Here is a 16114-nt window from a genome sequence, read left to right on the forward strand (position 1 = left end):
TCAGCTAGGAACGATATCAATTGGCCATTTCGGCTGGTTCTGGAAGCCCCGGAACTTCACCGAGATCGCCTTCACGCCGATCGGTACCTCGCCCAGGCGTTTCACCTGCCCGGTCTTCAGGTCGACGAAGCCGAGGCTGCGACGCACATTACCGTCCACTTCATCCTCCACCAGCAGCATGGCGCCGCCGGCCTGGGGCATGTCGTCCATGGAGAGCACTTTCGGGGCGCTGCCGAAGCCATCGCCGAAGGTAAGCTCGGCCAGGGTCACCCAACCATTGTTCGCACTCAGGCGGCTCAGCGAGCAGCCGTTCAGCAACAGGGGCTCGCCCTGCCACTGGGCCAAGCCGGCGCCGCAACGGAGGTCCGCCTCGTGCTGGGAGAGGACCTGCACCTCGTTCTGGCCCCAGGAGGTGCGACGGAGCTGGCTCAGCGTGAGGAAATCCTGGTCATCGATGTTCTCGGACATGAGCATATAGGCCAGGTTGCCCCGGGCATCGTCCAGCAGCTGCCCGCTGTGACTGGCCCAGGCGTTGTCGTCGAGCCGCGCCAGGGAGGGCAGCTCATACGCCTCGTAGCCGAAGCCTTCCGAAGAACCGGAGGTCGCCGTCCAGAGGTCGCCGTTGTTATCCACGTCCAGGCTGACATACCAGCCATTGAGGTCACCGGCCGTCGTCATCGGCCCGGTGAAGCCGGACTGTTTCAGCACGCGGCTGGTTTCCATGCCGTCGGCATCTTCCAGCCCGAAGACCTCGAATTCCGGCAGGGACGCGGGGTCGCTCGGGTCGCTGCCCACCTGCACTTCCAGGGCATCGTTGAAACCGTCGCCATCGCTGTCCGGGTTGCTGTCGCTGGAGCCGTGCTGGGCTTCGGCGGCATTGCACAGCAGGTCCAGGTCGTCGTCGCGGCACGGTGTGAAGTTGACGAGACGCTCACGATCGGCGGCAGAGATGCCCTTGAGCGCGTTCTCGCTCAATCCCTGAAGCACACTGGCCATGTCCTGGGCGCCGGCTTCGGCGTTTTCAACGGCCAGGAACGACATCACCACGCGGTGCTCGTTGGCAGGTATCTCGAAGCGATAACCGATGCGCCAGCTGTAGTAGGCATCGCTGTACAGCTCGTCGCTGTTGAGCGAGGCGCGCCCGGCCTGGTCCGCGAAGACATGCACGGTGGAAATCGGACCCGGTACGTCACCCTGCTCTCCATAAGTCCGCTTGCGCAGGCTGAGCCAGCTGTCGTCGGCGGTGAGCTGGTCGTCGCCGCTGGACGTCTGCTGCAGGTTTCCGGGCCCCCAGTAGTACGGGCGCGAACCGAGGGTCGGAGTGACGGTCATGGCCTGGCCGCTGACGTTGTAGTAGCGGTCCAGCACCCGCAGGAAGCTGCGACCGGTAGCCGGTGCGTAGTACTCGCGGCTGACCAGCAGGCCCGCATTCACCGCTTTCAGCGGCGAGCGCCAGATCGGCTCGTCACCCATGCGGCTATAGAGCTGGGGCTGCAGCGGTGCGGCATGCACTCGCGCCGCCACCCCCGCCTGCGAGTTGCCGAGGCCCTCGAGCTCCAGGGCATAGTCCACGCCGATGTTGCCGGACCCATCGGTACGCTGGATGTGCACGCGGCCATTCTGCTCGACGAACAGGCTCAGGCCGGCCTCCATCTGCATGGAGGGGGAATCGCCCTGGCCCAGCGGGAGGCGGTCGTCGGCACGGTTCTCGGGGTCGGTGCCGTCCGCGAACAGCTCGTCACCGTCGCCACGGCCGCCGCCATCGCTGTCGAATTTGTTCGGCGACAGGCCCAGCTCCAACTCCAGCTTGTCAGGCAGGCCGTCACCGTCGCCGTCCAGCAGGCGCGGGTGAGTGCCCTGGCGGAATTCCTCGATATTGCTCAGGCCGTCGCCGTCCTCGTCGCCATCCGGGCTGGTGCCGTCCATGCCGTACTCGACCTCGAAGGGGTCCTCCATGCCGTCATCGTCGCTGTCGCGCTTGTCCGGGCGGGTGCCGTACTGGCGCACTTCCTGGTAGTCGTTGAGTCCATCGCCGTCGGTGTCCGCCTTCAGCGGGTCGGCGTTGTTCTCCACTTCTTCGCGGTCGTTCAGCCAGTCACCGTCGGTATCCTGGCGGGTCGGGTCGGTGTGGTGCAGGCGCACCTCGTCGGCATCCGACAGGCCCTCACCGTCGGTGTCGGAGCTGTAGGGGTCGGTACCGTGCTCCTGCTCTTCCAGGTTGCTCAGGCCATCATCGTCCCAGTCTTCGCCGGCCGCTTCCGGGTTGGCTTCCAGCGGCGCCGGGCCGTAGTTCAGCTCGAAGTAATCATCCAAGCCGTCGTTGTCGCTGTCGATCACGTCCAGGCGAGTGCCGAGCAGGGTCTCGCGGATGTCCGACAGGCCATCGCCGTCGGTGTCCGCGTGGCCCGGCAGGCGGTCGACGTCCATTCGGTAGTTGCCTTCGGCCGTGGGCACGTAGGTGACGGTGTAGCCATGCAGGTCGAAGTTGCAGTAGCCGCTCTGCTGGATGGCGTAGTCCGGGTAGACCAGACGGCCATTCACACTCGGCAGGTTCTGCGAATCCACGGCGCCGTACCACTCGCCATGGGCGAAGCGGGTACGGGTCTGCAGGCCGCAATGCCAGCCGTTGAGCGGCAGCTTGTAGTAACGGTTTTCGATGCGGCCGTCACGGTGGATCACGGTCTGCACGTCTACCAGTTCGTCGCTGCTCACGCCCTCGCGACCCCAGTCGGTCCAGGTGAGGACCAGGCGGTCCGGCAGCGTGGCCAGGTGGAAGGCCTGGCTGCCCTGGTCGTTCTCCACCAGGCGCTGCAGCGGAATGTCCTGGATGCCGTTGCTGCCGCCGATCTCCACCTGCTGGTCATGCACACGGATCGTCAGCGCCTTGTCGGCGAAGGCGAAGTCAGCGGGCAACTGCAGGTCGAGCTGGGTGTTGGGGTCGTCGTAACGCTGGCCGAGGTCGCCGCTCAGGGGCTCGACGTAGTTGTCCTCGCCACCCAGCATCACATCACCGGCGTCGTAGGGCCCGTCGATGTTCAGCTGCACGGCCTGTTCGGCGTGCACCGGGTAACCCAGCACGTCCTTGTCGAGCTTGATCAGCCACTGCGCATTCTCGCGGCGGTTCAGGTCCTCGAAGAGGAAGCGACCATCGGCACCCGTGGTCACGGTGCTGGAGTCGCCCAGCAGGCGCGCCATGAACGCCGGGACTTCGCCGCCCTGATCCTGGTTGCGACTGAGGCTGACCTGGACATCCGCCAGGGGCACGCCCAGTTCGTTGACCACGCGACCGGCGATGCTGCTCGGCGGCACTGCCACCACGTCAAGCTCCAGGGTCTGGCGACCAACGTTGTGGTTGCTGTCGGTGGCACGAACCTCGAAGCGCACGGTGCCCTCGCCCGGCAGGGTCAGCTGCTGCTGGTGCTGGCCGACGCCGTTGAACACGGCCTGCTGCTCGCCGTCCATGAGCAGCTCGACTTCACCGACGATGCCGGCGTCCTGCACGTCGAAGGTCAGGGTGATCGGGTCGCCCGGGTAGAACGGGCCTTCGCTGTGGGCGATGCTCACGCTGGGCGCCTGGGTGTCGGGCACGCTCGGCTCGGGGTCGCGGCCATCGGGGATGCCGTCGCCATCGACGTCCGGGTTTTCCGGGTCGAGGCCCAGCGGAATCTCGTCGGCGTCCGGCAGGCCGTCGTTGTCGGAGTCCACCAGGTCGCTGAGGTTGACCAGGTCCTGGACCTCTTCCTGGGTCACCCCGACGTCTTCGAAGGTGGCCGACGCCAGTTCACGCAGCACACGCTCGGCTTCGGCACGGCTGTAGTTCTGCACGGCGTAGTGCATCAGCACCTGGCGGCTATGGGGCTTGAGCGTCAGGTTGTACGTCACCGCGTAATCGTCGCCACTGCGCATCACGAAGGTCGGGCGCACCTTGGCACTGGCGCTGCTGAACAGCAGGCCCACGGCCGGGTCGCCACCGCCATTGCTGCCGTCGTCGGTCAGCAGCCAGTTGTCGACCGTGGTGAAGGCCTGGTCGCCGCTGGACGTAGCGATGGTGTAGGTGGAGCCATCGGAGCCGAGGTTGCCGTTGATCCGCACCGGGATGGTCAGTTCCTGGTCGCCGGTGTTCTCGATGCGCTCGATGAAGCGCGCGTAGCTGCCGCTCTCCGGTACGTAGATGCTGCGGCTGACCTTGAGTACGCCGTTGCCCATGGCCTGCGCAGGCAGCGTCACTTCGCGGCCGGCCAGGCGCAGCAGGCCCGTGCTGATGGAGGGGAAGCCCTGCTCGTTCACCGTCAGGTACTGGCCGCCGTCATAGGCGTCGCTGGTGCCGTCGTTGATCGTCCCGTTGCCCTGGATATCCCAGCGGTAGCCGTTGTTGAGGTTGTAGGCGAACCCGACGTTGCCCTCGTAGCTCAGCTCCGCGTCGGTGATGGGGTCACGGACCTGGCGAGGCAGGGCCTTGAGCACCAGCGGTTCGACGCGAACGTCTTCCGAGTCCACCGGCACCTGCGCCAGCACCTGGGCGAACATGGGTTGCTTGCCGAACAGCGCGGTGGCCTGGACCTTCAGCGCCGTGTCGGTGGTCAGCACCTGGAGCTGGTAGTGGCCCTGGGCGTCGGTGGTGGTCTCGATGCCTTTCACCCGTACCAGGGCGCCGGCGATGCCTTTGCCCAGCACGTCCTGCACGCGGCCGGAAACCTGCAGCTCGGGCACGGTGGCGACGGCCACGGTCAGGTCCGCGGTGCGTACGTTGCCGTTGCTGTCGGTGGCACGGACCTGCAGCAGGGTGCTGTCCTGGTTCGGCAGGATCACGGTGAAGGTCTGGGTGCCGCCGCTGGTGCGGGTCTCGCGAAGCAGGCCGTCCTGCAGCAGCTCGACCTTGGCCACCAGGCCGTTGTCGCTGATCAGCGCGGTCACGTCCAGCGGCTGGCCGCCGTAGCGACGGGCCGGTTCCAGGGGCTGGAAGGTGACGTTGGGCGCGGTGGCGTCAGGCACCAGCGGCTCGCTGTCCTTGCCGTCCGGGATGCCGTCGTGGTCGCTGTCCGGGTTGGCCGGGTCGGTGCCCAGGCGCGCTTCGTCGGCGTCGCTCAGGCCGTCTTCGTCCTGGTCGTAGAAGGCGAAGAAGTTCACCACCTTGCCGGCCAGGGTCGGGTCGAGGTTGTCCAGGCCCAGGCCCTTGAGGCTGCGCAGGCGGGCGCCGGTCTGCATGGCGGCATCGGCCGAGCCTTCCAGGGTGGAGAAGTGCATGACCACGCGGCGTTCGCCCGCCGGGATGCGCACCTGGTACTCCGCCAGCCATTGACGGCCGTTGCGACTGACCAGGCTGGTGCCCTGGCGACGGTTGGCGTTACCGCCCAGCACCTGCAGCAGCACCGGACGGGTCGGCGTGGCAGTGTCGCGCAGCGCCAGGTAGTCGTCGGCGGTGGTCAGCTGGTCGTCGCCACTGCTGGTGACGATGGCGGTCTGGGCGTCGTTGGCACCGTAGTAGGACTGCAGGCGCAGGGTGACCACCTGCTCGGTGCTGCCCGGGTTGTCGAGGATCTCCAGGTAGCGGGCGTAGGCACCGCCGACGCTGGGCACCAGCACGCGGCGGCTGACCACCAGGTTGCCCAGGCGGCGCCCTTCGTAGTGGTACTCGCGGCCGTTGGCGCTGCTGGTGGCATGGTTGTAGGAGTAGCCGTACTGGTTGCCGTTGACGAACAGCTGGTTGGCCCAGTAGTTCGGGTCCACCGCGCCGCCGGTGGTGGAGCGCAGATCGCCACTGTAATAGAAGTTCCAGTCGCGGTTGTTCTCGTCCTTGGCGGTGCGATAGCCATTGATGTTCGGACGATCGTCGCCGGCCACCTTGGGATCGGTGCCATCGACGAAGCGTTCGTTGATGTCGCGGCGGCCGCCGTTGTCGCCGTCGGCCTTGAGCGGGTCGCTCGGCGGCGTGCCCAGCACTTCCCAGCCGTCCAGCAGCTCGTCGCCATCGGTGTCGACGTTGCGCGGCGAGGTGCCGGCCTGGAATTCGGCCAGGTTGCTCAGGCCGTCGCCGTCGGTGTCGTCCTGAGCGCCGACGTTGAGCAGGTTGTTGTCCACCTCGTACTTGTCGGGCAGGCCGTCGTCGTCGCTGTCCGCCTTGAGCGGATCGGTACCGTGGTTGAAGAGCTCGGCGTAGTCGCTGAGGCCATCGCCATCGGTGTCAGCCAGGTCCGGACGGGTGCCACGCGCGACTTCATCGGCATCGAGGACGCGATCCAGGTCGGTGTCGCGGGTCAGCGGGCTGGAATGATGCACCAGCACCTCGGCACCGTCGGTGAGCCCGTCGCCGTCGGTATCGGCCACGCGCGGGTGGCTGCCGGCGTCCTGCTCCTGCAGGTTGTTCAGGCCGTCGCCGTCGGTGTCTTCGACCGCTTCGCCGTTGGCGAGCTTGGCCGCGAAACCATAGCGCTGCTCGAAGCCGTCACGCAGGCCGTCACCGTCGCTGTCGGCCTTGAGCGGGTCGAGGCCCAGCAGGTATTCGAGGGCATCGGCCAGGCCGTCGCCATCGCTGTCCGCCTGGGTGGTCCAGTTGACGATGCCGCGCTGCTCTTCGAGGGTCAGGTTCGGTTCCTGGACATCGCTATTGGCCAGTTGCTCCAGGGTGCTGCGCGCACGTTCGCGGCTGGCATCCTGCACCAGGTACTGCACCAGCACCTGACGGCTGCGCGGCGCCAGGGTGACCTGGTAGTTGGCACGGTACTGGTTGCCGCTGAGCCAGGTGGAAACCGGGCGCAGGGGTGCATCCGTGCCTCCGATGACCACGCCGGCAGCGTACAGGCCACTGTCTGGGGCCACGTCGTCGGTCAGCAGGTAGCTGTCTTCCGGGTCGAAGCCGGCGTCACCGGACGAGGTCTGTACCACGGGGCGGGTCGCGTAGAAGTTGCCGTACACATAGAAGGGCACGGTCACCGGCTGGTCGCTGGGGTTCTCCAGCACGTTGATGAAGCGGGCGTAATTCTGGTTCGCCGGCACATAAACCTTGCGGCTGACCATGACATTGCCGAGCTGCTTGGCCGGGTAGATCAGCTCGCGGCCATCCAGACGGGTGCGATAGGTGTTGCTGTTGTAGTTGGTGCCATTGACGACGAGGTACTGGGCGCCGCTGAAGGTCCAGTTGGAGGCGTAGGTGCCGTTGTTGATACCGCCATAGGTGTTGAAGTCCCAACGGACGCTGTTGTTCACCTCACGGTTGAAATAGGTGCTTTCTTCAGCGGCAGCCACATGGCGCTCTTCGATCGGCTCGAACGCGGTACGGCCGTGAGCGGCCAGCACCAGGTCACCGATATCGGAACTGCTGCCACGGGCCAGCTCGAACACCTCGCTGGTGGCGGAGACCAGCTGGTTGCCGAAGCGTGCCTCGGCCTTGACCCGTGGTTCCAGCGCCAGGGTGGAGGCAGACAGGGTGAAGCGGCCCTGGCTATCGCTGGTGACGGTGGCCGAGGACGGCATCGGGCCGGTGCCATTGCTGAAGGCCACTTCGTCCACCAGGGTCCAGGGACCGTTGGCGCGGAAGCTGACACGGACGTAGCGGCTGTTGATGTTCAGCCCGGACAGAGTCAGTTGGGCATGGGCGTCGAGGGACATCCGATCGCGGTTGTTGGCATTGCTCGGGACGGTGTTCAGCGTGCCGACCGGCACCCAGTCGTTGCCCACTTTCTGCAGCACGTCGAAGGACGGCAGCACGTAGTCCGACAGGGTGTTCTGGGTCGCGCCGACCTTGAGGCTGGTCAGGCTGACCACACGGCCGAAGTCGAAGTCGACGTTCATGGTGCGGTCGCTCCAGCCCAGCCACTCGTAGGCACCGCCTGCGCCCAGGTCAGCGGCGTAGCCGGCCACACCCTGCTGGCCGTCGATCAGTTGACGGCCGTAGTCGTCGCCGTAGCAGTAGTGCCAGCAGTCCGTACCCTGGTCCAGGGTGTAGGAGACCGGCTTGATGCGCGCGGCTTCGTAACCGTCGATCAGGGTCACCTGGGCGCCTTCCACGGTTTGGCCGTTGGCGTCGAGCACGCGGCCGGTGACCTGGGTGCCGGCGTCGTCCACCAGGCTCAGGCGGCGCACGCCGCTGCGGCTTTCGTTGCCGTTGGTGTCGCGGGCGCTGGCTTCGATATCCAGTTGCGCGCCAACGGCCGGCACGCGGATCACATGCTGGTAGGGCGCGCGGTCATAGGTGGCCACGGCCACGCCGTTGACATAGAAGGTCACGCTGGCCACGCGGCCATCGTCGCTGGCATCGGCACGCAGGCGCAGTTGCTGGCCGTGGGCCAGGCTGGCGCCGGCCGCCGGGGAGACCAGGCTCACGGTCGGCGCCTGGGTGTCCTTCTCGGTGGGCGCGCTGTCTTCGCCGTCGAGCAGGCCGTCCTTGTCCATGTCCGCGTCCAGCGGGTTCAGGCCACGGGCCACTTCCACGCCATCGGACAGGCCATCGCCGTCGGTGTCCGCCACCTTCGGATTGGTGAGGGTCTCCAGCAGCTCCTGCTTGTTGCTCAGGCCGTCATTGTCATAGTCCTGGCCGGCGTCCTGGGCGTTGCGCGGGTTGAGGATGTCGGCGTAGGGGCCCTTCAGCTCGATGAAGTCGGAGAGGCCATCGCCATCGGTGTCCGCCAGGTCCGGGCGGGTGCCGTAATTGTTGATCTCTTCGTAGTCCGGGATGCCGTCGTCGTCGCTGTCGGCCTTGCGCGGGTTGGCCTTGTACTGGACTTCCTGGGCGTCGAGCACACGGTCGTAGTCGCCGTCCTCGCTCAGCGGGTCGCTGTTGTGCTGGTTGACCTCGGCGCCATCGGTCAGCCCGTCCTCGTCGCTGTCGACCTGACGCGGGTGAGTGCCCAGCTCCTGCTCGCGCAGGTTGCTCAGGCCGTCGCCGTCGCTGTCCAGGTTCTGCTCGCCCGCCACCAGCGGGTTGAAGCCGTACTTGACCTCGAAGCCGTCCAACAGGCCGTCGCCATCGCGGTCGGCGATGAAGGCGCTGGTGCCGTTGGCGTATTCATAGACGTCCTTGAGGCCGTCGTTGTCGCTGTCCTTGAGGGTCAGCTCGTGCATCATCACCAGGATGCCCGGGTGGTAGAGGGTGAACAGCGGGTCGTTGTCGCCCGGGCGGCCCGACTCGGTCGGCGTGAAGCCGAAATAGACCTGGCCGGCGCCATAGGCGTAGCGGATGGCGACCACGCGTTTTTCCGCACGGGTGCCGGTGAACATCAGCGGTGCGGTACCGGGCGCCAGCTTGTCCATCGGCATGTAGGCGTGGCCGGAATAGCTGGTGTTGCGATAGGGCCACCAGGAACCGACGCGGCTTTCACTGGCATCGGACCAGCGCAGCACCGGCGTCAGGCGGATCGAGCTGCCCGTCCACACCGACTCCGCAGGCTGGCCGGGCACATCCGCCAGCACGGCATTGGAGCTGGTGTTGTAGTTCTCGCTGAACAGCAGCGTGCCGCCGTTCTGGACGAAGGCGAAGACCTTGGCGCGGTTGCTGGAGTAGTTGCCGTTGCCGTAGTAGTCCCGCGAGCTGTCCACCATCAGCATGTCGACTTGCGACAGGTCGAAGCTGGCCAGGTTGCTCACCTGCACCGGCTCGTAGCCGGCACGCTCGATGATCAGCCGCTGCGAGGGCTGGCCGGCGTTGAAGCGGGCGTTGAAGTAGCCCACCCGCACCTTCGGTTGCTGCAGGGTGATGGTGCCGACGTCCGTGGTGCCGCCCCAGACCGGGTCGGTGGGTGCGGAGACGGCGGTCACCGCCTGGTTGCCCAGCAGGCCGCTGGCGATGACCGAGACCACGCCCGGAGCCACCGGCACGCGGGTGATGACGAAGCTGCCGTCGCCGCCGCTGACCGCGGTCTGGCCGCCGACGTCGAGCTGGGCGCCCACCACCGGCTGGCCGTTGCTGTCGAGCACGCGGCCGATCACGGTGGTCAGCGGGTCCTGCACCAGGGCGAAGCTGTGCTCGCCACTGCTGCCGACGTTGTTGTTGGTGTCGGTGGCGATGATTTCCAGGCGCAGGCTGTCGGCGTCGCTCGGCAGGTTCAGGCTGTAGGTGAAGGGCGCGGCGTTGAGCAGCGCGATCTGGGCACCGTTGAGGCGGAACGCCACCTTGGTGACCCGGCCATTGTCCTGCAGGGTCGGCACCAGGGTCATGCGCAGGCCCTTGATCAGGGTCTGGCCGACCTTCGGAGTGTCCAGGCCCACGCGGGGCGCCTGGGTGTCCTTGACCAGGGGCTCGGCGTCTTCGTCGTCGCGCAGGCCGTCGCCGTCGGTGTCGGCCTTCAGCGGGTCGGTGCCCTTCTGGTCCACTTCGACGCCGTCCAGCAGGGTGTCGCCGTCGCTGTCCGGGTTGTTGATCAGGGTGCCCAGCTGCGCCTCACGGGCGTTGCTCAGACCGTCGTTGTCCTTGTCGGCCTGGCCGTCGGCCGGGTCGCTGGGGTTCAGGCCCATCTGCAGTTCGAGCGGGTCGGGGATGCCGTCGCCGTCGGTGTCTTTCTTCAGCGGCGAGGACGCCGGGATGTTGCTGACCTCGGCGCCGTCGGACAGGCCGTCTTCGTCGGTGTCGACCTTCAGCGGGTCGGTGTGGTGGGTGCGCACTTCGGCGCCGTCGGAGAGGCCGTCGCCGTCGGTGTCGGCCACCCGCAGCTTGGTGCCCAGGGCGGCTTCTTCCAGGTTGGTCAGGCCGTCGCCGTCGAGGTCCTCGGCGCCGTCGTCGATGCCGTTGCCGTCGGAGTCGCGCAGCGCCGGGTCGAGGCCCTGGGTTTCCATTTCCAGCTTGTTGCTCAGGCCGTCGCCGTCGAAGTCACCGGCCGGGTCGAAGACCTGCAGTTTCAGGGCGTTGCCCAGCACCACCGGCTTGACCGGCGTGCCCGGCAGGGTGCCGCTCAGGGTCAGGGGCAGCAAGGCGCCGTCGGCGATCGGCTCATTGGCCGCACCGAAGAGGGCCGGAACGGTGAGGGTGCGGGTCGGGCTGTAGTACCAATTGAAGCCCTGGCTGGTGCCAGCCAGCTCGGCGCGGCCGTTGGCGACGTTGTACCAGCTGATGTTGTCGGCCAGGGTCAGCGGGATCTGGATGCTCTGGCCGGCCAGGACCTTGAGCGGCCCGGCGACGCTGAACAGCGCATGGGGCGCGCACAGCTCGGCGCCCTGCTCGCGGACCTGGTCGTCGCGGGCGACGCCACGCAGACCGGAGCCGGTGGTGTCGTAGCGGTAGCAACGGCCCAGCGCCAGGGCGGGCTGCGCGTCGAAGGTCAGGGTGCGGCCGTCGCTGCTGAGGGTGGCGCTGCCGCCACGGGCCGCGTTGCCTTCGAAGAACTTGAGGGCATCGCCGCTGGACAGGCGCACCGGCTCGTCGAAGTCGAAGTAGGCGCGCAGCGCGGTGCCCTGGCGGGCCTCGATCAGGGCGCGGACGACTTCCGGCGGCTGCACGGTGAAGCTGATGCGGAAGCGACTGGTCAGGTCCAGGTTCGGCAGGGCCTGCACCGGGCCGGCCAGGCTGACGGTGACTTCTTCGAAGGTCTCGTCGCTGATGGCCATCCAGCCCTGGCCTGCGCTCAGTTGCACGGTGGTGCCACCGGCCTTGCCGTCCACCAGGGCGGAGCCGCTGGCCTGGACGTTGACCGCCAGATTGGCGGGCTTGCCGTCGACCTGGGTGATGGGGTTGCCGAAGCGGTCCTGCAGCATCAGTTGCAGGCGCACGTCCTGCTTGATGCCACGGGTGAGCACCGCGCCGTCGTCCTGCACCCGGCCCTGGTCGTTGAGCAGGCGCAGGTGGCTGGCCAAGGCCGGCAGCACAGTGAGGTCGAGGTTGCTGTAGCAGCAGTTAACGTTGCCGCGGGCGTCGTAGGTGTAGCGGATGCTGTTGCCGTTGCTCGACAGCGGCAGGCTGAACTGGCCGGCCTTGTGCCCGACCTGCAGGTTCAGCCGCGCACGGCCGTCCTTCACGGTCACCTGCACCCGCTCTACGGTCTGGCCGTTGAGGGTGGTGCTGCCGATCTGGATGCCGGCGCCGGGCTGGGCGTGGTAGTCGGCGGCCGGCAGGGTCACAACCAGCAGGCTGCTCTGGTCGTCGGTGACCGGGTTGAGCACCAGGTCCTGGGACTGGATGTCCAGGGTCAGGGTCTCACCCGCCGCCACCGGCGGCAGGTAGCTGAGCAGCAGGTTGCGGGTCGGGCCGGCGAGCAGGCCGATGGCCGTCTCGGCGCGGGCCACCTGGGTGAACTGCGGCAGGTCCGCCCACAGCTGGTAGTCGCCCAGGCTGCGGTCGGCGTTTAAGGTCAGGCTGGCGTAGCCGCCGCTGTCGCTGGTGCTGGTGCCGAGGTTTTCCACATAGCCGTCGGCCAGGCGGCGCAGGCGCCATTGCACCGGCTGCTCCGGCACCGGGCGCGCGGCGGCGTCGAGCACCTGCACGCGGTAGATCGGACGCTCCTGGACCCGCGTCTGGGCGGGGTTGTCGCTGCCCTGCACGGCCTTGAAGCGCAGCTGGTTCGGCGACTGGGTCAGGGCCACGGCGTATTCGCGGCTGAGGGTCTGCTGGCCGATGCGGTCGGTGAGTTCCACCTGCACGCGGAAGCTGTCGCCCGGCAGCGCGGCTTCGGGCATGCGCAGGTCACGGCTGTGGCCGTTCCAGTAGGTGCCATTGCCGCAACGGAAATTGCCGCTGTCCTCGCGCAGGCAGCTAAACAGTTCCTTGCGCTCGCTGCCCACCAGCTGCAGCACGCGCAGACCGAGGCCGCCGGTGTCGTCCAGGGCGTTGAGGTTGTTCAGTTGCAGGGTGACCAGGCCACCGTAGACGCCACGGGCCGGCAGGCTCACCTGCAGGGCGGTGGCATCCGGCGCGCGGTCACGGACCACGCGCAGGTTCTGTGCCGGGGACTCGCTCACCTGGCCGCGGCTGTCGGTCAGGCGCACCTTGAACGGCTGGTTGACGCTGCTGGCGACGCGCTCGGTGCGGCGGTCCTGGACGCTGAAGCTTCGGTTCAGGGTGGTGCCGGTGACATCGTAGTGGTCGGTGAAGCCGTTCCACAGCAGGTCGACGCCCTTCAGGCCGACATCGTCGCGGGCGGCCAGCTGGATGTCGAAGCGGCCGCGCTCGATCACCTCGGCCGGCAGGCTCAGGGTGGTGACTTCGGGGAAGGCGTCGTCGATGACGGTGACGCGCAGATCGGCGCTGCTGACGTTGCCGGCGCGGTCACGCACCTCGACGTTGTAGACCTGCTCGCCAAGGCTGGTGGCGGCGTCCTGGTAGCTCAGCTGGTTCTGGCCGAAGGCCACCGCCACCACCTGGCCGTTGCGCATCAGCGTGGCCTTGTCGAGGGCGCCCTCCTCGTCCGCCATCTGTGCGGTGACGGTGAAGGGATAGCCGCGCACGGCACGGTTGTTGTCCTTGAACACCGCGCTGCCCTGGTAACCGAGGCTCACGGTGGGCGCCTTGGTGTCCTGATGACGGTAGAAGCGCTTGGCCGCCGATTCGGCGCTATTGCCGAACACGTCCACCGCGCGGGCCTTGAGGTACTGGCCGCTGAAGCTACTGTCCAGGGCCAGGCTGGCCTGGTAGGGCTGGGCGCTGCGCAGGGCGACGCGCTGCCAGGGCCCGTTGCTGCCGGCGGCGACCAGGAATTCCACCTGGGCCAGGGGCTGCTGGCTACCGCTCACCTGGGCGCTGACGGTCAGCGGCAGGGGCAGCCAGGAATGTTCGTCGGCCACCAGGGCGATGCTGAAGGGGTTGGCCACGCCGTCGCCCGGTTCCAGGAACAGGTCGCGGGCAGTGCCCTGGCGGATCACGCCATAGGCATCTTCCAGGCGCAGGCCCAGTTCCATGGACTGGCCACCCGGCAGGCTGGCGGGCAGGCGCAGCTGGGTCGCGCCAAGGCCCTGGCCGAGGGTGCCGGCCGGTTGGCCGTTGATGCTGAATTCGACGCCGCGCAGGCCGTCTTCGGCCAGGCCGAGGGCCAATGCCTGGGCCGCCTGCAGGTGGCTGCCGGCCAGGGGCTCGAGCAGCGAGGTGGTGCTGGCGCCGAGGCCATAGGGCAGCTCGTAGACCAGCACGCCCTGGCTGCCGAGGCCGACGGCCAGGCGGTTGTTTTCCACGGCCAGGGCACTGATGCGCTGGGCGAGCAGCAACTCGCCGTTGGCCATGGCCTGGCCGCTGGCCGGGTCCAGGGCCAGCAGGCGCACGCCCTGGGCCTGGGGTTGTTCGATCCACAGCAGGTTGCCACCCAGGTACAGCTGGCTGGCGCTGGCGCCGGCCAGCAGTTCGCTGCGCTGGCCGCTGCGCAGGTCGTAGCGCCAGGCACGCTCGGCGGAGATGTAGAACAGCGCGTCGCCGGTGAAGGCCAGTTGACGGACTTCGCCACCCAGCTGGGCGCTCAGCTCGCTGACCGGCTGGCGGGCGTCGCTGCGCAGGTCCACCAGGAATACGCGACCGCTCTCGCTGAGGGCGACCACACGGCTGCCGTGGGCCGACAGCTGGCGCAGGCTTTCCTGGGCGTTGACCAGCAGGCTGCGGCGGCTGGCCGGGTTGGTCAGGTTGTCCAGGGGGGCGATCTGCAGGCTGCCGCCGCTGGCCACCAGCAGTTGGCCACGGGCGATGGCCAGGTCGTTCACCGGGGTCTGGGCGAAGACGGTCTGGGCCGCCAGGCTGGAGCGCGACAGCGCCACCACTTGCTGTTGCTGATCCTGGGCGAGGAACCACAGGTCACCGGCGCTGGCCACCTGGCTGGCGGCCTGGGTGAAGGCCTGGCTCGGGTAGAGGGTGGACTGCCAGCTGCCGGCGTCGTCCTGACGCAGCAGCTGGGCACCGAAGTTGTCGGCGGCGACCAGCACCTGGCCATCACGCAGGCCCAGGTCTTCCACGCTGCCACGGGTCGGGGTGGCCAGGCTGCGGCTGTCGTGCAGCAGGTGGAAGCCGGCGCTACCGGCCTGCGGACGCAGCACCAGGCCTTCGCTGCCGCCCAGCCAGAGGCGGCCGCCGGTCCATTGGGCCGCGGCCACGGGCGCGTTGCCCAGGCTCCAGTCGGCGATGCGCTGGCGGGTGGCCAGGTCGATCAGTTGCAGGCGGCCGTCGGCCAGCGCCAGCAGTTGGCCCGGCAGGGCGAACAGGCGCTTGGCGGCGGTGCCCAGCTGTACGGAGGTGCCCTTCAGGGCGACGTCCAGGCGCCACAGGCGGCCGGCGGCGTCCGACACCTGCAGCTGGTCGCCGCTGCGGGCCATGGCCAGCAGGTTCTCGCCATTGAAGCTGGCGATGACCTGGCCGCTGGCGGACAGGCGCAGGACCTGGCCGGCGGTGAGCACCAGGAAGCCGTCGTCGCGGGCCAGCAGCTGGCGGACCTCGGCGCCCAGGGTCTGGGTGCCGCTGGCCTTGAGCTGGCCGCCCAGGGCGTCGAACCAATGGAGGTCGCGGCCACTGGCGCCGAGGACGCGTTCGCCCTGCACCGCCAGGTGGTTGATCGGGGCGGCCACGGCCAGGCTGCCGGCGCTGCGCAGGCCGTCCTGCGGGTCCAGCAGGGTCAGGCCGAAGCCCTTGATGCTCAGCAGCAGGTAGCGCTGCAGGTTGTCCATGGCGGCGATGGGGCCGTCCAGGCGCTGGCGCAGGCCCTGGGCGTCGTGCAGTTCGGCGCCGCGTGCCAGCCAGTAGCCGCCCACCTGGGGCAGCATCAGGTCGAAGGGCAGGCGCGCGCTTTCGCTCTGCAGGTTCCAGGCGTCCACCACCGGCGCGCTCCAGCGCTGTTCCTGGCGGTTGCCCAGCTCGTCGTCGATCAGGGCGCGCACGCGCAGTTCGCGGATGCCGGCCGGCAGGCGCAGGCCGAGGCTGCCGGCGCCGCTGGCGAGCAGGCGGTCGTTCTGGTCCAGGGCTTCCAGGCTCATGCGGAAGCGCGCGGCGTCCACGCCGTTGAGGCTCAGGTCCACGCGGCTGCCGGCATACAGCAGGCTCGGCAGGCCGGCGAGTTGCGGCTGGGGCAGTTGCTGGGCCGGCGCGACGCGCAGGTTCAGTTGCTGTTCGCTGTAGTGGAAGTCGCCGGCGAAATAGGCGCGGGCGCGCAGTACATAGCTTTCCTGCACGGCCACCTGGGGCAGGCGCAGGCTGAAGCGGCCCTGCTGGCCGGCGTCGAGGATGCGC

Annotated in this window: 1 protein-coding gene (running past one end of the window); it reads right to left on the bottom strand. The window is 68.3% G+C overall.

Annotated elements, in window-relative coordinates:
• On the bottom strand, positions 1–16114 hold the end of the coding sequence (locus tag RTW82_RS05515) for an Ig-like domain-containing protein (RefSeq protein ID WP_316924487.1). 26777 nt of this gene lie beyond the right edge of the window; the window shows 16114 of its 42891 coding nt (coding positions 26778–42891); its start codon lies beyond the right edge, outside the window — the gene reads right to left on this strand; its stop codon occupies positions 1–3.

It is taken from the genome of Pseudomonas sp. zfem005 (assembly GCF_032621735.1).
In the GTDB taxonomy this organism is placed as follows: domain Bacteria; phylum Pseudomonadota; class Gammaproteobacteria; order Pseudomonadales; family Pseudomonadaceae; genus Metapseudomonas; species Metapseudomonas solani.